A 20,313-nucleotide genomic window follows, 5' to 3' on the forward strand; every position below is an offset into this window, starting at 1 on the left:
CTCAGTCCGCTGCCACGTCGAGCATCTTGAGCGTCGCCGGATCGAACAGCTTCTCCATCCGGGCGCTGCCCTTCACCGCATAGGCCTCGTAGCAACCCTTCTGGTGCTTGATCTTGCGGACGGTCCAGCCGTCCTTCTCAAGCTGCATCTTGAGGGCATCGGTGCTCTGGGCCTTGGCCTCAGGCACATTGCAGACATCGGCTGCGAGAGCCGGACCGGCCGCGCCGATCGCAAATGCCGCTGCAGTTGCGAGAAACAGGGCGGAAGAGAACGACTTCATCAGGAAACCTCGTTGTTGCCGTCGATTGGCTCGACAACGCCGTTTTCCCTCCTCGCCCTGACGCGAAGCTGACGGCGGCGGCGCAAACCCGTAAGCTCCGCGTCAGCCAGGACTGATCCGGTCGATGATCGGACGGGGGCAACATGCGGATCTTGCTGGTCGAGGATGACGAGATGCTGGGTGGCGCCTTGCGCGATCACGTCGCCGCAGAAGGCCATGCGGTCGACTGGGTGCGCCGGATCGACGACGCCGGGCATGCGCATGTCACCGTCGCCTATGACCTGATACTGCTCGATCTCAGCCTGCCCGACGGGCGCGGCCTCGACTTCCTGAAACGGCTTCGGCGGCGCGGCGACACGACACCCGTCATGATCCTGACTGCCATGGACCAGCTTTCGATGCGCATCGACGGGCTGAATGCCGGCGCCGACGACTATCTGGTCAAGCCGTTCGATCTTTCCGAACTCATGGCCCGCCTTGGCGCCGTGGCCCGCCGCTATGCGGGCAACCCGAACCCCCTCGTGACCATCGGTCCTCTCGATATTGATCAGGCAAACCGCACCGCGAGCATCGAGGGCCGGCGGCTCGACCTTACGGCGCGTGAGTGGGCGATCCTCGAGCGCCTTGCGCAGCGACCCGGCATGCTCGTCTCGCGGCCGCAGCTTGAGGATGCGCTCTATGCCTTCGGCGCGGAGATCGAGTCGAACGCGGTCGAGGTCTATGTCAGCCGCCTGCGCAAGAAGCTCGGCGTCAGCCTGATCCAGACGGCACGCGGCCTCGGCTATCGGCTCGCTACCGAATGACGAGAGCGGTCAGCAAGCGTCCGGCCAGCCTGACCCGCCGCCTGATCCTCTGGCTGACGCTTGGCGCGTCCGGCCTGTGGCTCTGCGGCGCGCTCGCTGCCGCCGCGATCCTGCAACACCAGCTTGAGGCCGCCTTCGACGCCGGCCTCCGCGAGACCGCTGAACGCTTGCTTCCGCTGGCTGCGGAAAGCATCGACGGCGGCGCGCGGGACAGCGACGAAAGCCATGAAATACCCGTCTTCGACGCCCGAGACGGCGAATATATCGTCTATCAGGTCCGCAACACCAAAGGGCAGATCCTCGTCCGCTCCTATGATGCCCCGCTCGAGCCCTTCAACGCGGCACTGGCCAATGGCTTCAGCGAGGACGATGGCTGGCGAGTGCTGACGATCGGCACGCCGGACGGAAGGCTCTTCATCCATGTCGCCGAACAGATCAGCCATCGTGCCGAGACATTGTTCGGCAGCATCGCGACGCTCATCCTGCCCATCGCAGCGCTGATCCCGCTTTCAGGGATCGGCATCTTTCTGATCGTTCGCGCCGCCTTGAGGCCGCTCACCGCCTTCAGCGCGGAAATCAGCCGGCGTGACGCGCGCAATCTCGCCCCGATCGAGACGGGCAGTCTGCCGACCGAACTCGCCCCGACCGGAGCGGCCGTTCAGGCATTGATCGCGCGCCTCGCCGCGGCCTTCGAAGCCGAACGATCCCTCGCGGCAAACAGCGCGCACGAGCTCAGAACGCCGATCGCCGGCAGCCTGGCGCAGACCCAGCGTCTTCTGGCTGAATTGAAGGGCCAGCCGGCCGAGGCGCGCGCCCGTCAGGTCGAGGACAGCCTGCGGCGGTTGCGCCGCCTCTCCGAAAAACTGCTGCAACTCGCCCGCGCGGATTCCGGGATGAGCAGCGCCGCAGAGCCGCGCGATCTCCTGCCGGCGCTGCGTCTCGTGGTCGATGATGCGCGGCGCCCGATGGCAAATCCTCGCCGACTGACGCTCGACATCGCCGCCGACGCATCGCTGCTGTCGCCAGTCGATGTCGACGCTTTCGGCATCGCCATGCGGAACCTGCTCGAAAACGCGCTTGTTCATGGCGACGTAACAATGCCCGTCACCGTGTCAGTTCCGGCGGATCGCATCGTGACCGTGACGAATGCCGGCCCACCCGTTGCGCCCGACCGTCTGGCGCTCCTCACGCGCCGCTTCGAACGCGGCGACACCCGGGCCGAAGGCTCAGGCCTCGGCCTCGCCATCGTCGACCAGATCATGAACAATGCGGGCGGAGAACTCCGCCTCGCCTCACCGGCCCCCGGCCGAACCGGAGGTTTCGAGGCACGGCTCATCCTCCCGGAAGCCGATCACGTTGTCACGGGCGACCTCAAAACTTGATCGCCGGCTCCTCCGGTTCGTCGCCGATGTTTGCCGCGCCGACCGCACTGGTCGCAATGGCGACCAGTGCGCGCATGTCCCACAATTCCGTCGAGACATAGTCGCTGCCGCGGGTCGCCCGGACGATGGGGCGGCAACCAGACCAACCCGCCAAGGTTTCGTTATTCGGTCCGCCAACCGGCGTTCGCATTGAAAGGCGCGTGCTCTGCAGCAGCCTGATCGCCTCTTGGTGATCCGGACCGGAGATGGTCCGCATATTGTGCGACATCGACAAAGAGAGGCTGCACACACCCTGATCAATTTTCTTGTCCGCCCAGATCCAGGTATGGCTGGCTTCGTCGTGCATTGAGGGAGCGCCATATTTTCCGATCAGCAGCTTCTCGATTCCCTTTTCAGGCACGGTGGGCGCGACCGCCACGAAGCGTTCGACCCCAATGACATGCTGCGGCTGATCGTCATGCGGAAGCTGCAAGGCGATGTTCTCGCTCTTGTCGGAACTGACATAGACCCGAACATGATCGAGCGCGTCGAAGTTCGTCCTATCGTCGGCGTTCTCAAGCACCCAGCCGACATCGATTGCCTTCCGCACAATCGCATCGGCCTCATCGATCGACATCCCCAGCCGTATACCGAGCACATCCGGTCCCGAGACGTCTCCGTCGAGATAACCGGCGGCCGTGGTGCGGACGGCTGCGTCCGAAGACTTCTGTTGGTTCTCCGCCTGTGCCGCGATTGCAGCCTTCGCTGCGGCGGCAGCCGCGGCTTCGGCCGCTTCCTTGTCGAGCGCTGCCTGCTTCTCCTGTGCGGCCGCCTGTGCGCGGCTGACTGCTGCTCCGCTCTGGTCCTCCGGCGGAGGAAATCCAACGCTCGCTACCACCTTTTCACCGACGCGCAGCCGGGACGAAAGAGGCGTCACCTCGAGCACGCTGCCCGTTCCCACAGTCCTTGCCGGCCCGAGCCTCAGCACGGTTTCCAACACCGCGGGGTCGGTACCGTTTATCTCCGGGGTGGGAATGACATAAGCGCTGCCCCCAAGGGGGGCGACGGCGACGATCGGTCCCGTGACGGCCGGGATTCGAAAGTCGTTGCCGACGATGTTGCTGGAACCGCGGCCGGTCGACGCCAAGCTCTGGATCAGGGCCTGATTGTCCGTCGAGATGTAGCTTCGCTCCTGCCCCAGCGCCAGCAATCCGCCCTGTGCTGAAGCGAAGGGGCGCTCCTGTCGAAGAACGACCTGGTCGCGCAGCGCTGCCACGCGTCGCATGGTCCAGCCCCGGAAGCGCGCCACCAGATCGGGATTGCCGCTCGGCCTTGCAGTGAACCAGAGGCCCCAGGGGTCGACGTTCGTCCAATCGGTCCGATGGCTGAAGATCTGTTCGTCGTCGTAGCGCTTCTGGGCGGCGTTTTCCCAATTGACGCGATCCGGAGAAAGAACGCCGCTCTTGAGCAGCACTAGCATCATCGTTTCGTCGTTGAGCGGCACGTCGCCAAAGATGGGCACAGCGCCGCCTTTGTCGGCGATGACGCGAGGCAGCCGAGCCTGGGTGGGGAAGGCATAGAGGCGGTTCGTCAGGTGCTCGTCGTCATAGAGCGCGGGGTCTCCAGCCTCGATCTCCCAGCGAAACCCCCCCGGCAGACCATTCGTCGAATAGACCTTGCCCGCCGCGACACCTTTGATGGTCATCGGAATGGCAATGAAGGCCCGGTAGCTGTGTTCTTGGGTAGCTGCGAAGGCCCGGGCTTCTTTTTCCGACGCCGGCCAGATGAGATTCCTCAAAACGAGGTTTGTGGAACTGCCAAGCACGCCGTAACTCTCGTCTCCCCGGTGCTCCGGCGAGATTCGAAACTGCCCCGTCGTCAAATCATAATCGCTAACACCAGCGGGAACCACGATGACGACTTCAAATGGCGGCTTTGGGCCCGCGGAAATGATTTTCGGCAGATAATCGGCTTTGAAGCGGCTGGAAAAGTCATGTAATGCGAACTCGGCGCCTGGAAAGTTTACGCGGGCCTCTCCGGCACGCAGATACTGACCATACTCTTCCGAGTTGCCTGTATGAAAGGACATATATCGACAAAGCTCCTGCGTGCCGATCTTTGTTATAATATCCTCATCCAGCATAGTGCAGCCAATAAAAGCAGCAGTGTCTTCGTTATACTGCGGCGCGAGATCAGGCTCCGCCGCGAGACCGGCCGCCAATATAAAAGTCTTCCAAGCGCTCAGCGCGGGGCCGTCGCTGGAAAAATGGGAGAGGCGATCGATGTCAGGCTGCGGAAGATACAACCGACCGCGTAAGATCGGGAGGTTCCACTCTGCAGCGATACGCCGCGTTGTCTCGGCCATCGCCGGAGACGCGACGTCCGAAGGCTTGTCTCTAGGAACGAAATCCGCGAGCTCGGCGAGTCGCTTGCCATAGAGGCTCGATATGCAGGTATCGTTGCCGCAGTCATCCCGCCTCGCCACCCACGCCAGTTGGCTGGATTCGAAATCGCGGGGCTTCGTCTCAGACGTGAGAATGGCAGAAACAGCCGAAACCATCTTGCCGTCGAGTTGCATGAGGCCCGCATTGAAGCACACGAAGCGGCTTCCGTTTGGCGGCGGGGGATCGCAAGGGACCGGGCTCGCGATGGACGGCGGCTCGATGCCGGACGTCGGAGTTCCAACAAAAGACGGAGCCCCTAAAGGGCTTGTTTCCGCTGAAGTCTGATTGATATCCGCTGCAGCATCATCCGAGTCCGTCCCCGCTGCCGCCGGGTCGAGACGTGCGATCTGGTCCATCATCGCCTGGCGGAGACAGTCCGCCGATCCGCCGCAGGCGTTTCGCCTGGCGATGTAGCGCTTCTGCTGCGCTTTGAGGGCGGCTCTGTTACCAGGATTGGCGAGCAGTGCCATCTTGTAGCTCTCGGCCATGGCCCGATCGAGCGCAGCGAGATCGGCCTGCGAACAGATCGCCGCTTCCGCGGCGAGCTTGGCGCGCCGACAGTCGAAGCTCGGACGGACGGTCGTCCGATTGGCAGGTCGCTTTTGCAGCGACCGCTGTCCGGGCGGCGGCACCTCGCGCTCGCCAAGACCGCGGAACATCGGGAAGATGTCGGCTGGGAACAGCTGTTGAGCGCTCGATGGTCCCGTAAAAAAGGCCAGAGACGCCAGGGCGCAGGCAAGCGCAACGATATACCAATGCCGGGAGACCGCTTGCATGGACAGCTCCGTTCATCCGAGCCAGGCCAACGCCATTTTCCGATGTGACAGCGATGATGCGAAGCTTCGGCAAATCCGGTCAATCCGACTTCCTGATAAGATCGGCCGTAGCGGGCTACCTCTTTCTTGGGTGCGCTCCTGGATATCCACCCTCATCCCGTGCAGGCCGGCCCGAAATCGGGGCACATGCGTCGAACCAGCAGTTCATATCGGGGCAGGACCTCGGGAGCACGCTTCGCTGAAATTCGCGCGCGGCAGAACGCCTCGCAGCGCGGACAGCGCGCTACAGGCCTCGGCTGGATGAAATCTTGGGAGAAATTGGTAGCGGGAGAGGGACTTGAACCCCCGACACGCGGATTATGATTCCGCTGCTCTAACCAGCTGAGCTACCCCGCCACGCTTCGCCCATGGGCGAACATTTGTGCCGCGCTTATAGGGAGGGCGGCAAAGTGCTGTCAAGAGCGATGCACGTTTCGCCCCCAGGCGTTGCTCAGGCTATCCCGGCGAGGGCAGGATCGAGCGTCACGCCGTCGATGTCGCGCGTCGCCTCCAGCCTGCCATCCTCGACGTGAAGCCGCGCGACATGGATCACCGTGCGCCGCTCCTCGAAGGTGAGCGGCACCGGCGTCAGCGTTTCCGCCCAGTGCAGGTGCGTGAAATAGAACAGCGCCGCCCAGTCGCCCTGCGTGACGACATCGCCATGGCGCGCGAAGCGCTGGTCGTCGGGATGCGCGCCCGGTTCGGCGAGGATCAGGCCCTGCCGATGCCAGCCGAGGGCATCATCGGAGCGATAGACCGCCTGGCCGCGCCATTCATCGACAATCAGCCACCAATATCCTGAAAGGAAGAAGACGTTCGGCCCCTCATGCGGCGGTGCGTCGGGCGAGCCGGGGATGACTTTGCCTTCGAGCGTCCAGGCATGAAGGTCAGGGCTCGTCAGCGACCAGGTGCTCGAGCCGTCGCCCTCGTCCTTGTACCAGAGGCGGTGAAGCCCATCCGGCGTCCGCGCCACGGCGGCGTCGATGACATTGCGCGAGGTGCGCGGCAGGACGCCCTGACGCGTCCATGCAACAAGATCCGGGCTCGTGAAATGCACGATGCGACGATCGGGCTCGCCGAGGGGCTCACCTGTACCCGTCATGTAGGTGAGATACATGTGATAGGTGTCGCCCGCGCGGATCACCTCAGGCGCCCAATGGGTGTTGAGGCCGGCATCCTCGGGCGCGTCGAGACCTGCCACCGTGCCGCGATAGACCCAGTTGCGGCCGCCATCGGCCGAGACCGCGACGCCGATCGCGCTGCCATGGATCCAGCCGAACCCCTCCCCACCGAGATCGGCGCGGCGGTTGGTGTAGAACATCCACCATTCATCCGTCCCGGCACGATGGACGACGACAGGGTCTGCGGCGCCGTCATGCACCGGATCGGCATAGACAGGGCGCGACATGGAAAATCCCTAGAGCCGCTCGAAGACCAGCAGCGTGAAAAAGCCGAGCGGTCCGACGCGGCGCTTCTCGACCAGGCGGAGATCGCTCCGGCCCAGGATGCGGCCGAGCTGAAAGTCCGTATGCCAGCCGAGCGCGGCCGAGAGCGGCGCGAACACCTCGCCGATCGTCTTTCGCCAGCCCTTCTGGTCGGCGAAATGGCTGACGAGTATCACGGTCCCGCCCGGCCGCGTGACGCGGGCGAGCTCCGACATGACGGCGGCCGGATCGGGCACGACGGTGATGACGAACATTGCGACGGAGGTATCGAAGGCCGCATCGCCGAAAGCGAGGTCGCCGGCATCGGCCTCCTCCAGCGCCTCGACATGTTGCAGCCGCTCGCCCTCCACGCGTGCCCGTGCCCGCTCGAGCATTTCGGGCGAGAGATCGACGCCGGTGATGCGATGGTCGCGGCGGTAGTCGGGGAGCGAGATACCGGTGCCGACGCCGCATTCGAGGACGCGGCCCGGCGGCAGTTCGTTGACCACCACAACGGCGGCGCGACGTCCCGAATCGAAGACGGCCCCGAACACCCAGTCATAAACAGGCGCCCAGCGTGCATAGGCGGCCCTGACGGCGCCGTCATCCATGCGCCAGCCGCGACTTCTGCCTCCTGAAAAAGACTTGAACCGCCGCGCAACGTCTTCGAACAGATCCGGCATGCGAACTCCCTAGCTGGTCGCCAGCGGCTCGGCGGCGAGGCGGGCCAGCGCCGCCTCGGCTCCATCCGAGCGCCGGCTGCGTTCGATCCAGCCGCCGCCGAGAACACGCGTCCCGGGCTCGTCGCCCTGATAGAAGACGCAGGCCTGGCCAGCAGCGACGCCCGTCTCCTCGCCGAGGAGCTCGACCTCGACCACGCCGCCCGAAGACGCGAGGCGGGCTGGCTGTGGCGCGCGCGTCGAACGCACGCGGGCAAAGACTTCGACGCCCTCTTCGCCAAAATCGGCGAGCGGCCTGTCGCCGAGCCAGTTCACGTCGCGCAGCACCAGCCGGCGGACGGCAAGCGCCGTGCGCGGTCCAACGACGACGCGTCGCCTGGCGGCATCGAGCGCCACGACATAGAGCGGCTCGCCGGCAGCAACGCCGAGGCCGCGCCGCTGGCCGATCGTATAATGGATGATCCCCTCGTGGCGCCCGAGTACGGCACCGTCGAGATGCACGATCTCGCCGGGCTCGGCCGCGTGAGGCCGCAGCCGGGCAATCACGTCCGCATAGCGTCCGCCGGGCACGAAACAGATGTCCTGGCTGTCATGCTTGTCGGCGATCTCGAGCCCGAGGTCGCGGGCGATCGCGCGCGTCTCGGGCTTGGTGAGGCTACCCAAGGGAAAGCGCACGAAATCGAGCTGCGCCTGGGTCGTCGCGAACAGGAAATAGCTCTGATCGCGATCAAGATCGGCCGGACGAAAAAGCCCACGATGGCCGGAGGAAAGCGGCTTCGTCGAGACATAATGGCCGGTCGCGAGCGCCGCCGCGCCAAGGCCCTGAGCGGTCGCCAGGAGATCGGAGAACTTCACCGTCTGATTGCAGGCGATGCACGGGACCGGAGTCTCGCCGGCAATATAGCTGTCGGCAAAGCGGTCGATCACCGCCTCTCGGAAGCGCGATTCATAGTCGAGGACGTAATGCGGGATATCGAGCCGCTCGGCCACCCGGCGGGCGTCGTGGATGTCCTGTCCGGCGCAGCAGGCGCCCTTCCTGTGCGTCGCCTCGCCGTGGTCATAAAGCTGCAGCGTGATCCCGACGACGTCATAGCCCTCGCGCTTCAAAAGCCCGGCGACGACAGAGGAATCGACGCCCCCGGACATGGCCACGACGACGCGGTTGTCCTTGGGAAGCCCGGGAAGATCGAGGCTGTTTGGCATGACCGCTGTCGTTGAGGCCGGCCGGCGGCATCGGCCGGCGGACTGACGTTTTGATGCGGCTCGCGCCACGGAGGTTCGCCGGAATATAGCCGCGCTACCTCGATGTTCAAGACTGCTCTACCGACACCGGCAGCGTGCGACAGGTCTTTCCGCAAGTTTGCAAGTTGTCGCTGCCGGGACGGGGCGCGTCGCAAAACGCTGCGATTGCTCGCAATTTGCAAGAAATGTCGACGAATTTTGCCATTTGGCTTAGCCAAAATTTAAGGGCCGAGCTCTAGTCTCACTCTACGACAAGGTCAGGTTGAGTGTGAGTGTAGAATGACCGATCAGATGCGTCCGCGGGTGAAGTATGTCATCGGGCCGGACGGCAGTCCGTTGACGATCGCGGATTTGCCGCCGCGCGATACCAAGCGTTGGGTCATCCGCCGCAAGGCCGAGGTGGTCGCAGCCGTTCGTGGCGGATTGCTCAGCCTCGAGGAAGCCTGCCAGCGCTATACGCTGACCGTCGAGGAATTCATCTCCTGGCAGCAGTCGATCGACCAGCATGGACTTGCCGGCCTTCGGACGACCCGCATCCAGCAATACCGCCAATAGTCCCCTGCACCAATTCTCCCGCCCCATGGGCGATCGAGGCCGGCCAAGCGCCGGCCTCGATCGTTTGCGGTCTCAGAGCGTCAGGGTTTCGCCAACCGTCGGCACGACAACCTTGGTCGCAGCCCCCTTCATGCCTTCGAGAAAGGCATCCGCGGTCGCATCGACCATCGGGAAGCTGGCGTAATGGCCAGGGATCACCGTCTCGAAATGGAAGAAGCGCCGCGCCGCCATCGCCGCCACCGCGCCGCCCATCGTGAAACGGTCGCCGATCGGCAGGATGCCGATTTTCGGCTGATAGATTTCATCGATCAGCGCCATGTCGGAAAAGATGTCGGTGTCGCCAGCGTGATAGAGCGTCTTTTCGCCTGGCGCCCGGATCACGACGCCATGCGGATGGCCCAGCGAATGCGAGACGCCATTGTCGTCGATCATCGCCGAGGAATGATGCGCGACCGTATAGGAAATGCGGAACGGTCCCTGGTCGACTGTGCCACCTGAATTCATCGGATCGACATTGGCGACACCCTGCCGCGCCAGAAAGCTGACGAGGTCCGCATCGCCGATCACCTTGGCGCCGGTCGCCTTCGCGATCGATACGGTGTCGCCGACATGGTCACCATGGCCGTGCGTCAGAACGATATGCGTGACGCCCTCACGCGCGGCAGCGTGATCGCCCGGAAATTTAGGGTTGCCGGTGAAAAACGGGTCGATGAGAATGACCGCGTCCTTGATCTCGATGCGGAACGCGGCGTGGCCCAGCCAGGTCAGTTTCATGAAATCGACACCCTGTCGTTGTTGGTGTCGGGATTATGGGGTTGCGACCGGACGGCGACCAGTGCACGTCCGGTGAACAGTCTCGCCGTTTGAATACGGCGGGCAGGGCTGACAAAGGGCAAGGGCTTCAGGTGACGGATCTGGAAACGACGGCGGATCGCGGCAACCGCGGCTTGTTGAAGCGGCTCTTCGACCGCATCATGGTGCTTTCGGCAGGACCGCATGCGCTCTGGCTGCTGGCCGGGGTCTCCTTCGCCGAGGCCTCGTTCTTCCCGATCCCACCCGATCCGGTGCTTGCTGCGATCGTCCTCGCCCGACGCGATCGTGTCTGGATCGCCGCGCTGGTCTGCACGCTCGCCTCCGTCGTCGGCGGCCTCGCAGGCTATGCCATCGGCGCCGTACTCTATGAGGCGATCGGCCAGCCGGTGATCGCGTTCTATCATCTCGAAGAGGCGTTCCATAATTTCCAGCTCCGCTTCGATGAATGGGGCGGCTGGATCATCGTCGCCAAGGGTCTGACGCCGATCCCCTTCAAGCTCGTCACCATCGCCTCCGGCGTGGTGCATCTGAACCTCGTCACCTTCATCGTCGCGGCGGCGCTGACGCGCGGCCTCCGCTTCTTCGTCGTCGCCTGGCTCTTCTATCGCTTCGGCCCGCAGGCAAGGGCGATGATTGACAAGCATTTCAGCAAGGTGATGATCGCCGGCACGATCCTCGTGATCCTCGGCTTCGCCGCCATCGTCTATATCTGAGCCGAAGATTGGCAGCCTCCCTCCTCGACATCGCTGACCTTGCACCGCAGCTCGCCAAGACCGCGGCCCTGTTCGGCCTCGATCTTGGCACCAAGACGATCGGGGTCGCGATCTCCGATCTTGGCCGCCGCATGGCTTCGCCGCTGGTGCTCATCGTCCGGCGCAAGTTCACGCTCGATGTCGAGGAACTCGGCAAGCTGATCGCCAGGCATAAGCCGGCCGCCATCGTCATCGGGCTGCCGCTCAACATGGATGGCTCGGAGGGACCGCGCGCGCAGGCGACGCGCAGCTTCGTGCGCAACCTGCTGCCGCTCATCGATATCCCCGTGGTGTTCTGGGATGAGCGGCTTTCGACGGTCGCGGTGACACGGACGCTGCTCGAAGCCGACACCAGCCGCAAACGTCGTGGCGAACTGGTCGACAAGATGGCGGCCGCGTTCATCTTGCAGGGCGCGCTCGATCGCCTGGCGCGGATCGCATCGGATCTCGCCGGCGACGACTAGGGCATATCGGAACATCGACGAGACATGACACGCAACCATTTCGTTGCGTCAGCCTCTGAGATATGCCACAAGAGACGCAACCAGGAGGTTGCGCATGGACACCAACGAGATCAGGAAGCAGATCGTCCTCAAGGCCCCACGCGAGCGGGTCTGGAACGCGATCGCCGAGTCCGGGGCGTTTGGAACCTGGTTCGGAGTGGAGATCGACGGGCCGTTCGTCGCCGGCCGGGAGGCGGTCGGAAAGATCGTTCCCACCAAGGTCGATGCCGAGGTGGCCAAACTTCAGGAACCGTATCGTGGGACGGTCTTCCGCATCAGGATCGTGCAGATCGATCCCATGCATTTATTCTCGTTTCGCTGGCACCCATTCGCGGTTGATCCCACGAAGGACTATGAGTCCGAGCCGATGACGCTTGTCAGCTTCGAGCTTGCCGATGTCGAGGGGGGGACACGCCTCACAATCACCGAGACCGGATTCGATCAGCTTCCGATAGACCGTCGCAGGGCCGCGCTCGAAGCCAATGACGGCGGCTGGGAACACCAAGCCCAACTGGTGGCCAAATATCTCGCCTCTGCAGGCGAACGGCCCGCGCCGTGATGAGCGGCGGCACTACCGTCCAGCACCTGGAGGTCACGGCACCGATTTTCGCGGCGCTTGGCGATCCGTCAAGACTTTCGATCATCGAGCGTCTGGGCGCGGATGGTCCCCTTCCGACCACCCGATTGAACGGTCCCGGCAGCGGCGTCACCCGACAGGGCATCACGAAACATCTGCGCGTGCTTGAAAACGCCGGTCTCGTCGAGAGCTTCCGCGTCGGACGAGATCGACTGTGGCGCCTGCGCACCGAGCAACTCGTGATCGCCCGGGGCTATCTCGATCAGGTATCCGCCGAATGGGACGGGCGGCTGGCCCGGCTCAAGTCGCTTGTTGAAAGCGGGTCGGAGTAAAGCTGTTCCGCCGCACGTTCCGGCTCTAGAACTGAAGCTTTGATAAGGCTCGCTGGATACGAAGCCTTCTTCTGTTCTGGACTTCGCCAAGGGGACGAAATGCTGTCGCGCCTGATGACGAACTGGGTCTATGGCGGCTTCCTGGCCGCCTTCCTCATCCTTGCACTGATCGGGGTCGTGGGGCGCGATCTCCCGGCCGCGCTCGTGCTGATCGCGCTGCAGCTCCCGATCTACATGCTGCATGAATATGAAGAGCATGATGATGATCGCTTCCGCCGCTTCTTCAATGCGTTGATCGGAGGCGGCCGCGAATTGCTGACCGTACCGGCGGTCTTCATCATCAATATCGGCGGTGTCTGGCTGACCTATCTCGCCGCGATCGTGCTGGCGGCGACCGTTGATCTCGGCTTCGGCCTCATCGCCATTTATGGGACGCTGGTGAACGCTGTCGTCCATCTCGGCGCCGCAGCGGCCAAGCGCAGCTACAACCCGGGCCTCGCGACCGCTGTCATCCTCTTTCTGCCGGCAGGGATCGCCGGTCTCTGGCTGGTCTCGGCGGCAGGGACGACGCTCGGATTCCACATGCTCGGGCTGACGGTCTCGATCGGCCTCCACGCCGTGATCATCGCCTATGTCCTCGTAAGAAGGCGCCGCCTCGCTGTGCCTTGAAACGCGCCGCTACATGCGCGGCACGACATAATCGACGAAGGCGCGGGCATCGAAGCGTGCGTCGAGCATGCCATAGGTCGAGCGCCACGGCTTGCCGAGCCGCGTTTCCAGAAAGGCGTCGGCGATCACCGAGGGGAAACGGCGGCGAAGCGCGGCAGCGGCGACGGTCATCGCAAGTTGCTCGGTGAGGATGCGCGCGGAGCCCTCGTCGGCGAGAGCCACGGCCGTCGCGGCGCGCAGGACGTTGAGCGTCGACCGCGCGGCGCTGCCAAGACCATCCTCGATCACCTTCAGCACGGCTTCCAGCGGCTCCGGCGAGCGGCGCAGGACGCGCAGGACATCGAGGCTCAGCACGTTGCCGGGCCCATCGGCGAGCGGCAGCGCCAGAACGTCGCGCGCCAGCCGGGCCAGAAGACTGTCCTCGACATAGGCATTGCCGCCAGCACACTCCATCGCCTCCATCACGATAGCCGGTGCGATCTTGGCGACCCAGTATTTCACCACCGGCGTCATCAGCCGCGCGAATGCCGCTTCGGCCGGATTGTCCTGCGAGCGGTCGACGGCCTCGGCAAGGCGGAACACCAGCGCGGTCGCCGCCGTGACGTCGAGCGCCATGTCGGCGAGCACGCGCGTCATCAACGCCTGGTCGATCAGCGGCGATCCGAAGGCGCGGCGGTGGCGAACCACATGCACCGCTTCGGCGAGCGCCGCACGCGCAACGCCGGTTGCCGCCAGCGCATCGTCAACGCGCAGCAGCGTGACCGTCTCCGCAATCGTCGAAACGCCGCGGCCGGGCTCCCCGACCATGACGCCGATCGAGCCGGGCAATTCAATCTCGGCGGCCGCATTGGAGCGGGTACCAAGCTTGTCCTTGAGCCGCATCATCTTAAGCGGGTTGCGCTTGCCGTCGGCCTGGAAGCGCGGCACCAGAAACAGCGACAGGCCTTCGAGCGTCTGCGCCAGGACGAGCAGCGCATCGCTCATCGGCGCCGACACGAACCATTTGTGGCCAACGAGGCGGAAGGTGCCGTCGCCCATCGAATCGGCGCGCGTCGAGGAGGCACGAAGATCGGAGCCGCCCTGCTTTTCCGTCGTCGCAAAGCCGATCAGGGCGCCGGTCTTCTGGCCGGTGGGCACGGGCCGGGAATCATAGCGTCGAGAGCGTAGCAACGGCAGCCAGGCCTCGGCGAGCGGCTGTGCATGGCCGAGCGAAGCGACGCTGGCGCTGGTCAGCGACAGCGGCCCGAGATGGCCGAGCTCGACCTGCGCCGTCATGTAGATCCGGGCGCCGCGCGCCACGGCGCGGACATTCGATTCATCGCCGACCGCATCCCAGATCGAGGCGTGCAGGCCCGCGCCGACGGATCGGCGCATCAGGGCATGGTAGGCGGGATGGAATTCGACCAGATCGACGCGGCGGCCGCTCGCATCATGGGTTTTCAGGTGCGGCAGGACGGTGTTGGCGAGGCGGGCAAGATCGGCCATCTCGGCTGAGCCCCATTGCGCACCATGCTGCGTCAGCCCGTCGACGACAGGTTGCGGCAGGTCCTCGACCAGCGCTGCAAGGACAGGATCGGAGACATAAAGATTGGCACCGGTCCGCGGCGGGACCTGGTTGCCGACCTCGTGCGTCTCGAAATCCGGCGCGACCATGCCTGCCCCTGCCCTTCAGCCTCAAGTCGCAATCATGCGGCCGCACCTGTTAATAGGCGGAAAAGAGGCCAGTGTCTCGTTCCCCGCCCGGACCGTCAGCGCCGCTTGGCCCCCGGGCGCGGCTTGCCGCCCGGCTTGGCGCCGGCGGAGCCCCCCGGCCGTGGCTTGCCGCCCGGACGACCGATGGAATTGCGGAAGCCGCGCTCGATGACGCGCCGCTCGCCCTTGGGAACATGGCGGCCGTCCGAGACGAGCTGGAAGCGGAGCGCACCGGCAATCGGCGCCACCTCGACCAGCTTCACCTCAACGCGGTCGCCGAGCTGGTGCATCTCGCCGGTGCGGCTGCCAATGACGGCGTGGCGCGCCTCGTCATAGTCGAAGAAATCGGCGCCGATCGAGCCGATCGGCACGAAGCCGTCGGCGCCAGTCTCATCGAGCTTCACGAAGAGGCCCGAACGCGTCACGCCCGCGATACGGCCGCTGAACGTTGCCCCGATCCGGTCGGCGAGCCAATGGGCAACAAGACGATCGATCGTCTCGCGCTCGGCCGCCATGGCGCGGCGCTCGGCCCCGGAGATTTCCTGCGCGATCGCTTCGAGATCCGTCTCGGCACCGTCCGGCAACCCGCCCTCGCCAAGCTCCAGCGAGCGTACGAGCGCGCGATGCACGATGAGGTCGGCATAGCGGCGGATCGGTGAAGTGAAATGCGCGTAGCGGCGGAGATTGAGGCCGAAATGGCCGATATTCTCCGGGCTGTACACCGCCTGGCTTTGCGAGCGCAGCACCACTTCGTTGACGAGCGCCTGATGCTCGGTGTCCTTCACCTTGTCGAGGATCGTATTGAAATGACCCGGACGCAGATTGCCGCTCCTTGGCAGGTTCATCTCGATCGACGCGAGGAATTCGCGCAGAGATTCGAGCTTCGCCAGCGACGGCGCGTCATGCACGCGATAGACGAGCGGCGATTTCTTGCGCTCCAGCGTCTCCGCGGCCGCGACATTCGCCTGGATCATATATTCCTCGATCAGGCGATGCGCATCGAGCCGCTCCGGCACAACGATCCGTTCGATCGCACCGTCGGCCCCGACGATGACCTTGCGCTCCGGCAGATCGAGATCGAGCGGCTCGCGCTGATCGCGTCCGCGCTTCATCACCGCATAGGCGGCCCAAAGCGGCTTCAGGACGGGATCGAGCAGCGGAGAGGTCTTCTCATCGGGACGGCCGTCGATGGCGGCCTGTGCCTGCTGGTAGGAGAGCTTCGCCGCCGACCGCATCATGATGCGGTGGAACCAGTGGAACTTCTTCTTTCCCTCGGCGGTGAACTGCATGCGCACAGCGATTGCAGGCCGATCCTCGCCTTCGCGCAATGAGCAAAGATCGTTGGAGATCCGCTCCGGCAGCATCGGCACCACGCGATCGGGGAAATAGACCGAATTGCCGCGCTTCAGCGCCTCGCGATCCAGCGGCGACCCCGGCCGCACATACCAGGCGACATCGGCGATCGCGACCGTGACGATAAAACCGCCGGGGTTCTCCGGATCACTATCCGGCTCGGCATGAACGGCGTCGTCATGATCCTTGGCATCTGCCGGATCGATGGTGACGAGCGGCATCGGCCGCCAATCCTCGCGCACGCCCGAAATCGGGGCCGGCTGCGCGCGTTCGGCGGCCTCGAGCACCGGCGGCGGAAAGATATGCGGGATATTGTGCGCATGGATGGCGATCAGGCTGACGGCCTTCTCGCTGTGCATCGCGCCGATGACCTCGATGACGCGCGCCGCCGAAAGGCCATAGCGCGTCATGCGCTTGACCTCGATGGCGACGAGGTCACCGTCCTTGGCGCCGTTCAGGTCCTCGGCGGCCAGCGAATATTCGCTCTGCTTGCGATCGACCGGTTCGATGCGCCGCTCGCCATCGATGGTGCTGCGCACGACACCGAGGATCGAAGGCGCGCGTTTTTCGAGCACCTTGATGACGCGGGCCGTATAGGGAAAGCCGGATTCGGCCGCGGCATCCGGCTCGACACGGGCGAGCACGCGGTCGCCGATGCCCGGCGCTGGAACCAGCGGCCGGCCGCGGCCGGGCACGAGCAGGACGCGCGGCACCCCGCCCCGGTCGTCGTTCCAGGAGACGGGCTGCGCGACGAAATCGCCATCGGCGTCGCGGTCGACGATCAGGAGGACGCTCACGGTCGGCAAGGTGCCCACGGGCGTCAGGCGCTTGCGTTCCTTGTTGACGAGGCCTTCCTCGCCGAGTTCCTTCAGCATGCGCTTCAGCGCAATCCTGGCACCGCCGGAAACGCCGAACGAGCGCGCGATCTCGCGCTTGCCAGCCTGTCCCGGATGTTCGGCGATGAAGGTAAGGATCTGTTCGCGCGTCGGCAGGCCGTTCGCGTCGGGAACGACCGGGGCGCCACGCGCCGCCGATCGAGAACCTTTTGAAATGGGATGATCTGGCTTCTTGGCCAAGTTGTCTCTTTTTCCAATGAAATGCAGGGGCCGCTACGGCCGGCCGCGCACCGCCACTCCGGCCGGCTTGCTGCCGGTCAGAATGGCGAGGTGCGCGTCGCCTGGCAACAGGCGGCGGGATCAGGACGCTTGCGCGGCCTTCTTGGTCTTGGCGGCCGGTGCCTTCTTGGCAGCCGGCGCCTTCTTCGCGGCCGGAGCCTTCTTGGCAGCGGCCGTCTTCTTGGCCGCCGGAGCTTTGGTCGTGCTTTTGGCCGCGCGGACGGGTTTTACCGGTGTCTTGCTGGCGCGTTCGGCGATCAGCGCGACCGCTACATCCATGCTGACGGTTTCGGGCGGCGTGTCCTTCGGCAGCGTGGCGTTGACGGCGCCATGCTTCACATAAGGACCGTACTTCCCGGAATGAACCGTGACCGGCCCCCCTAAGGTCGGATGGTCGCCGAGCGTTTTCAAGGGTTCGGCGCCACGCGCGGCGCGCGGACCCTTGGCCTGCTTTTCCGCAAGAACGGTCACGGCCCGGTTGAGGCCGACGGCGAACACCTCGTCGATGCCGTCCAGATTGGCATATTTGCCATCATGCAGCACGAACGGCCCATAGCGGCCGAGGCCAGCCTGGATCAGCTTGCCGTCCTCAGGGTGAATGCCGACCGTGCGCGGCAGCGACAGCAAAGCGAGCGCCCGGTCGAGATCAAGGCTCGCCGCTTCCCAGCCCTTGGGAAGGCTCGATCGCTTCGGCTTCTCGGTGCCCTCGGCCTCGCCGAGCTGCACGTATTGGCCAAAGCGGCCGGCGCGCAGCGTCACCTCTAGGCCCGTCTCCGGATCCTTGCCAAGCACGCGGGTGCCATCGGCCCCGAGCATCGCGCCGTTCTCGCCCGCCTCGCCAGCGCCCTCGTCGCCCTGCACCACCAGCTGCCGCGTATAGCGGCATTCGGGATAGTTCGAGCAGCCGACAAAGGCGCCGAACTTGCCGAGCTTCAGCGAAAGCTTGCCGTTGCCACAGGCCGGACAGGCGCGCGGGTCGCTGCCATCGGCCTTTTCCGGGAAGATGTGCGGGCCGAGCAACTCGTTGAGCGCATCGAGAACTTGCGCGACGCGCAGTTCCTTGGTCTCGCCGACATCGAGCGAGAACTGCGTCCAGAAATCGCGCAGCACGTCCTTCCACGCGATCTCGCCGGCCGAGATCTGGTCGAGCTTGCCTTCGAGATCGGCCGTGAAATCATATTCGACGTAGCGCGCGAAGAAGCTCTGCAGGAAGGCGGTGACGAGCCGGCCTTTGTCCTCGGGAACGAGACGCTTCTTCTCGAGACGCACATATTCACGGTCGCGCAGCACGGTGAGCGTCGCGGCATAGGTCGACGGGCGGCCGATGCCGAGCTCCTCCATGCGCTTCACCAGCGACGCCTCGCTGTAGCGCGGCGGCGGCTCCGTGAAATGCTGTGTCGCGGTGATCGCACGCTTTTCGAGCGCCTCGCCCTTGTCAATCCGCGGCAGGCGGCCGTCCTCCTCGTCGCCCTCCTCATCCTTGTCCTCGTTGTAGAGGGCAAGGAAGCCATCGAAGGTGATGACCTGGCCGGAAGCGCGAAGGTCAAGCTTGCGCCCGCCAGCCTCGGCGAGAATGTCGACGCTGGTGCGCTGCATCTCGGCCGATTCCATCTGGCTCGCGATCGTGCGCTTCCAGATCAGTTCATAGAGCTTGGCCTGATCGGCATCGAGATAACGCGTAACGTCGCGCGGACGGCGATCAGGCGCCGTCGGACGGATCGCCTCATGAGCTTCCTGCGCATTCTTCGACTTGACCTGATAGCGGCGCGGCGCATCGGGTAGATGGCGCGGCGAGAAATCGGCGCCGATCACCTGGCGCACCGCCACGACCGCCTCCGGCGCCATGTCGACGCCGTCGGTTCTCATATAGGTGATGAGGCCCACCGTCTCGCCGCCGATATCGACGCCTTCATAGAGGCGCTGGGCGAGCTGCATCGTGCGGTTGGGTGCAAAGCCGAGCTTGCGGCTCGCCTCCTGCTGCAGCGTCGAGGTGGTGAACGGCGCAAAAGGATGGCGCCTTGCCGGCTTCGATTCGACATCGGAAACGGTGAAGCGGCCGGCTTCCAACGCCGCGCGGAACGCGGCGGCTTCAGCTTCGGTGCCGACATCGAGGCGGCTGATCTTCTTGCCGTCAGCCCCGACGAGACGCGCGTCGAACTCATCGCCGCGCGGCGTCGCGAGCCGGGCGACCAGCGACCAGTATTCGCGCTTGCGGAACGCCTCGATCTCGCTTTCGCGGTCGCAGACGAGCCGCAGCGCCACCGACTGAACGCGGCCGGCCGACCGCGCGCCCGGCAGCTTGCGCCACAGCACCGGCGAGAGCGTGAAACCGACGAGATAATCGAGCGCGCGGCGGGCGAGATAGGCATCGACAAGCGCCGCGTCGATCGGGCGCGGATTCTTCATCGCCTCGAGCACGGCCTGCTTGGTGATGGCGTTGAAAACCACCCGTTCGACCGGCTTGTCCTTGAGGACGCGCTTCTGCTTCAGCACTTCCAGCACATGCCATGAGATCGCCTCGCCCTCTCGATCCGGGTCGGTTGCGAGAATGATGCGGTCGGCCGACTTTGCAGCCGTCGCCATATCGGACAGGCGCTTTGCCGATTTCGGGTCCGCTTCCCAGAGCATGGCGAAATCATCGTCCGGCGACACGGAGCCGTCCTTCGATGGCAGATCGCGGACATGTCCGTAGGAAGCCACGACCTGATAGGCCGAGCCCAGATATTTGTTGATCGTTTTCGCCTTTGCGGGCGATTCGACGATGACGAGATTCATCGGTGCCGTTTGCGCAAGGCCGGCCGGGCCAAGCAGCCCGGAACGGCGGAAAATGGGAATGGGTCGCGCCGGATCGACGCCGCGGCCCGAGCCCGCTTGTCTCGGGGCGGCTCCCGGGCGAAGTCGCG

Annotated in this window: 17 protein-coding genes and 1 tRNA gene; 8 read left to right on the forward strand and 10 right to left on the reverse strand. The window is 64.9% G+C overall.

The window, feature by feature from the left end; all coding sequences use genetic code 11:
- Position 1 precedes the first annotated feature (1 nt).
- Positions 2-280 carry a PepSY domain-containing protein gene (locus tag LB518_RS09620; protein ID WP_224576494.1) on the reverse strand — a complete coding sequence of 93 codons (279 nt, stop codon included), beginning with the start codon at positions 278-280 and terminating at the stop codon, positions 2-4.
- A 143-nt stretch (positions 281-423) separates the two neighbouring features.
- Between LB518_RS09620 and LB518_RS09625 the strand changes: the two genes are divergently transcribed.
- Both LB518_RS09625 and LB518_RS09630 read left to right on the forward strand, forming a co-directional pair.
- A complete protein-coding gene (locus tag LB518_RS09625; protein ID WP_224576496.1) occupies positions 424-1,083 on the forward strand; it encodes a response regulator in 660 nt (219 codons plus the stop codon).
- Complete coding sequence (locus tag LB518_RS09630; RefSeq protein WP_224576498.1) at positions 1,080-2,465, forward strand: sensor histidine kinase; 1,386 nt, start codon at positions 1,080-1,082, stop codon at positions 2,463-2,465. The genes LB518_RS09625 and LB518_RS09630 overlap by 4 nt, the downstream gene beginning before the upstream one ends.
- On the opposite strand, the gene LB518_RS09635 is transcribed toward LB518_RS09630, so the two are convergent.
- From LB518_RS09635 to mnmA, 5 genes are all read right to left on the reverse strand, one after another.
- Complete coding sequence (locus LB518_RS09635) at positions 2,455-5,664, reverse strand: lysozyme inhibitor LprI family protein (protein ID WP_224576500.1); 3,210 nt, start codon at positions 5,662-5,664, stop codon at positions 2,455-2,457. The genes LB518_RS09630 and LB518_RS09635 overlap by 11 nt on opposite strands.
- A gap of 319 nt (positions 5,665-5,983) precedes the next feature.
- A tRNA-Met gene (locus LB518_RS09640) sits at positions 5,984-6,060 on the reverse strand.
- Between the two features lie 94 nt (positions 6,061-6,154).
- Complete coding sequence (locus tag LB518_RS09645) at positions 6,155-7,111, reverse strand: glycoside hydrolase family protein (protein WP_224576502.1); 957 nt, start codon at positions 7,109-7,111, stop codon at positions 6,155-6,157.
- A 9-nt stretch (positions 7,112-7,120) separates the two neighbouring features.
- Positions 7,121-7,810, reverse strand: a complete 690-nt coding sequence (locus LB518_RS09650) for a class I SAM-dependent methyltransferase (RefSeq protein ID WP_224576504.1) — start codon at positions 7,808-7,810, stop codon at positions 7,121-7,123.
- Between the two features lie 9 nt (positions 7,811-7,819).
- Positions 7,820-9,010 (reverse strand): tRNA 2-thiouridine(34) synthase MnmA, encoded by a 1,191-nt coding sequence (gene mnmA / locus LB518_RS09655; protein ID WP_224576506.1) that lies wholly within the window; start codon positions 9,008-9,010, stop codon positions 7,820-7,822.
- 318 nt (positions 9,011-9,328) lie between these two features.
- Here mnmA and sciP point away from each other — a divergent pair, with 318 nt between their 5' ends.
- Complete coding sequence (gene sciP / locus LB518_RS09660; protein ID WP_026303994.1) at positions 9,329-9,604, forward strand: CtrA inhibitor SciP; 276 nt, start codon at positions 9,329-9,331, stop codon at positions 9,602-9,604.
- Positions 9,605-9,676: 72 nt separating this feature from the next.
- On the opposite strand, the gene LB518_RS09665 is transcribed toward sciP, so the two are convergent.
- Positions 9,677-10,378 carry a metal-dependent hydrolase gene (locus LB518_RS09665; RefSeq protein ID WP_224576509.1) on the reverse strand — a complete coding sequence of 234 codons (702 nt, stop codon included), beginning with the start codon at positions 10,376-10,378 and terminating at the stop codon, positions 9,677-9,679.
- Positions 10,379-10,509: 131 nt separating this feature from the next.
- Between LB518_RS09665 and LB518_RS09670 the strand changes: the two genes are divergently transcribed.
- The 5 genes from LB518_RS09670 to LB518_RS09690 all read left to right on the forward strand — a co-directional run bounded on the left by LB518_RS09670 (position 10,510) and on the right by LB518_RS09690 (position 13,250).
- On the forward strand, positions 10,510-11,130 hold the full coding sequence (locus LB518_RS09670; protein ID WP_224576511.1) for a YqaA family protein: 621 nt from the start codon (positions 10,510-10,512) through the stop codon (positions 11,128-11,130).
- 8 nt (positions 11,131-11,138) lie between these two features.
- Complete coding sequence (gene ruvX, locus LB518_RS09675) at positions 11,139-11,633, forward strand: Holliday junction resolvase RuvX (protein ID WP_224576521.1); 495 nt, start codon at positions 11,139-11,141, stop codon at positions 11,631-11,633.
- A 94-nt stretch (positions 11,634-11,727) separates the two neighbouring features.
- Positions 11,728-12,231, forward strand: coding sequence for an SRPBCC family protein (locus LB518_RS09680; protein WP_224576523.1), 504 nt, complete (start codon positions 11,728-11,730; stop codon positions 12,229-12,231).
- A complete protein-coding gene (locus LB518_RS09685; protein ID WP_224576536.1) occupies positions 12,231-12,581 on the forward strand; it encodes an ArsR/SmtB family transcription factor in 351 nt (116 codons plus the stop codon). Before LB518_RS09680 ends, LB518_RS09685 begins: the two co-directional genes overlap by 1 nt.
- A gap of 99 nt (positions 12,582-12,680) precedes the next feature.
- Positions 12,681-13,250, forward strand: coding sequence for an HXXEE domain-containing protein (locus tag LB518_RS09690; protein ID WP_224576538.1), 570 nt, complete (start codon positions 12,681-12,683; stop codon positions 13,248-13,250).
- Positions 13,251-13,259: 9 nt separating this feature from the next.
- Here LB518_RS09690 and LB518_RS09695 read toward each other — a convergent pair whose 3' ends face one another.
- From LB518_RS09695 to topA, 3 genes are all read right to left on the reverse strand, one after another.
- Entirely contained in the window at positions 13,260-14,903 is a 1,644-nt protein-coding gene (locus LB518_RS09695; protein WP_224576540.1) for an acyl-CoA dehydrogenase family protein, read from the reverse strand.
- 95 nt (positions 14,904-14,998) lie between these two features.
- Positions 14,999-17,371: a ribonuclease R gene (gene rnr, locus LB518_RS09700; protein ID WP_502845814.1), complete on the reverse strand. Its 2,373-nt coding sequence runs from the start codon at positions 17,369-17,371 to the stop codon at positions 14,999-15,001.
- 120 nt (positions 17,372-17,491) lie between these two features.
- The gene (gene topA, locus LB518_RS09705; RefSeq protein ID WP_224576542.1) at positions 17,492-20,185 is read right to left on the reverse strand and encodes a type I DNA topoisomerase; all 2,694 of its coding nucleotides are present in this window, start codon (positions 20,183-20,185) and stop codon (positions 17,492-17,494) included.
- Positions 20,186-20,313 lie beyond the last annotated feature (128 nt).

The sequence above is a fragment of the Mesorhizobium sp. BR1-1-16 genome (assembly GCF_020165495.1).
Classification (GTDB): Bacteria; Pseudomonadota; Alphaproteobacteria; order Rhizobiales; family Kaistiaceae; genus Kaistia.

What these genes read in the sequence shown, in the direction of transcription:
- LB518_RS09690 (WP_224576538.1), top strand. Translation starts at nt 12,681, where the DNA reads ATGCTGTCGCGCCTGATGACGAACTGGGTCTATGGCGGCTTCCTGGCC.
- LB518_RS09625 (WP_224576496.1), top strand. Translation starts at nt 424, where the DNA reads ATGCGGATCTTGCTGGTCGAGGATGACGAGATGCTGGGTGGCGCCTTG.
- LB518_RS09680 (WP_224576523.1), top strand. Translation starts at nt 11,728, where the DNA reads ATGGACACCAACGAGATCAGGAAGCAGATCGTCCTCAAGGCCCCACGC.
- LB518_RS09650 (WP_224576504.1), bottom strand. Translation starts at nt 7,810, where the DNA reads ATGCCGGATCTGTTCGAAGACGTTGCGCGGCGGTTCAAGTCTTTTTCA.
- mnmA (WP_224576506.1), bottom strand. Translation starts at nt 9,010, where the DNA reads ATGCCAAACAGCCTCGATCTTCCCGGGCTTCCCAAGGACAACCGCGTC.
- sciP (WP_026303994.1), top strand. Translation starts at nt 9,329, where the DNA reads ATGACCGATCAGATGCGTCCGCGGGTGAAGTATGTCATCGGGCCGGAC.
- LB518_RS09665 (WP_224576509.1), bottom strand. Translation starts at nt 10,378, where the DNA reads ATGAAACTGACCTGGCTGGGCCACGCCGCGTTCCGCATCGAGATCAAG.
- LB518_RS09645 (WP_224576502.1), bottom strand. Translation starts at nt 7,111, where the DNA reads ATGTCGCGCCCTGTCTATGCCGATCCGGTGCATGACGGCGCCGCAGAC.
- LB518_RS09635 (WP_224576500.1), bottom strand. Translation starts at nt 5,664, where the DNA reads ATGCAAGCGGTCTCCCGGCATTGGTATATCGTTGCGCTTGCCTGCGCC.
- topA (WP_224576542.1), bottom strand. Translation starts at nt 20,185, where the DNA reads ATGAATCTCGTCATCGTCGAATCGCCCGCAAAGGCGAAAACGATCAAC.
- LB518_RS09695 (WP_224576540.1), bottom strand. Translation starts at nt 14,903, where the DNA reads ATGGTCGCGCCGGATTTCGAGACGCACGAGGTCGGCAACCAGGTCCCG.
- LB518_RS09630 (WP_224576498.1), top strand. Translation starts at nt 1,080, where the DNA reads ATGACGAGAGCGGTCAGCAAGCGTCCGGCCAGCCTGACCCGCCGCCTG.
- LB518_RS09620 (WP_224576494.1), bottom strand. Translation starts at nt 280, where the DNA reads ATGAAGTCGTTCTCTTCCGCCCTGTTTCTCGCAACTGCAGCGGCATTT.
- LB518_RS09685 (WP_224576536.1), top strand. Translation starts at nt 12,231, where the DNA reads ATGAGCGGCGGCACTACCGTCCAGCACCTGGAGGTCACGGCACCGATT.